This window comes from Acinetobacter sp. YH12134, assembly GCF_013418555.1.
In the GTDB taxonomy this organism is placed as follows: Bacteria; Pseudomonadota; Gammaproteobacteria; order Pseudomonadales; family Moraxellaceae; genus Acinetobacter; species Acinetobacter indicus.
In genome coordinates this window covers 1-1,145 of the sequence record NZ_VPBT01000056.1, presented here as the reverse complement: position 1 = coordinate 1,145, position 1,145 = coordinate 1, and the positions used below count along the sequence as shown (strand labels likewise).

1 protein-coding gene is annotated in these 1,145 nt (G+C 35.5%); it reads left to right on the top strand.

Features of this window, described 5'->3' with window-relative positions; genetic code table 11:
• A partial coding sequence (locus tag FTU69_RS14665; protein ID WP_180088922.1) for an IS3 family transposase occupies positions 1-470 on the top strand: 470 nt, incomplete at its 5' end.
• Positions 471-1,145 lie beyond the last annotated feature (675 nt).

The following is a 1,145-nucleotide window of genomic DNA, read 5'->3' as shown; positions in this document are numbered from 1 at the left end:
CAGGCTGGATCTATACCGCCTTTATTATTGATGTGTTCTCACGAGCAATTGTTGGATGGAAAGTATCGACACGGATGAATACAGATATGGTGCTTGGTGCATTGGAGCAAGCATTGCACGATCGAGGCATGCCAAAGAATGTGATTCATCATTCCGATAGAGGTGTTCAATATCTTTCTATTCGCTATACCAATCGTTTAGAAGCTGCAAATTTACGAGCATCAGTCGGTACAACTGGTGATTCATACGATAATGCTTTGGCTGAAACGGTGAATGGCTTATACAAAACAGAGGTGATTGAATATTTAAAAGCAGATTGGCAAGGTTTAGCGGATGTACAACTTGCGACACTAAACTGGGTAGATTGGTTCAATAAAAAGCGTGTACATAGTGCATTGGGTTATGTATCACCTTTTGATTTTGAAGCAATGTACTATGATAAGATTAACCCGTTAGGTCAGGTGGCCTAACTTAAATAAAAAGTCTCCGACAAACCCGGTACGGTTCAAAGTATCTCGTAAGCCTTACCCTATATACATTTGATTAGGATTTTATGCGTATTTCTGCGTGGTGCTGTAAAGGTAAATGTAAGACTCTAGCATTCGATGAATAGTAGATTATGTTCGAAAGTATTTGGTTAGCATATTTTAGCAATTATTTTTCATTCACTATGTTTGTAGGCTCACCTGCCACATTCCAGAAAAAAACCGAGACATTAAGCTCGGTTTTCAATAGAACTCTAAATTTTAAAGATACTGTTCTAAAAAGTATGCAAAAAATAGGAGGAATGTACCTGAAATACCTGACACAATAACCAAATAATGTAAATAAAAGAATAAGGGATAATTTTTCAACATTTCTTTTAGCTGTGAATCAGCTATTTTGTGATATCTATCATTCCCATAAAAAGCTTTAAATGAGGTATTAAATTTTATATTTGATATTTCTCTCCAGTAAGCACTGGGAAACATACTCAAATAAAAGAAATCAAATGGTTCCATTAGTCTTTTAAATTTTCTCTCTGTACACGACAAATTTCACAGAACCCTTATCCTATCAGGGTTCTGCCTTCTTAAAATTGCCAAAATTTCCTTAAACTCTTCTTTTTTCCCAAAACCAATTAAACGCTGAATCGCCATTTGAAC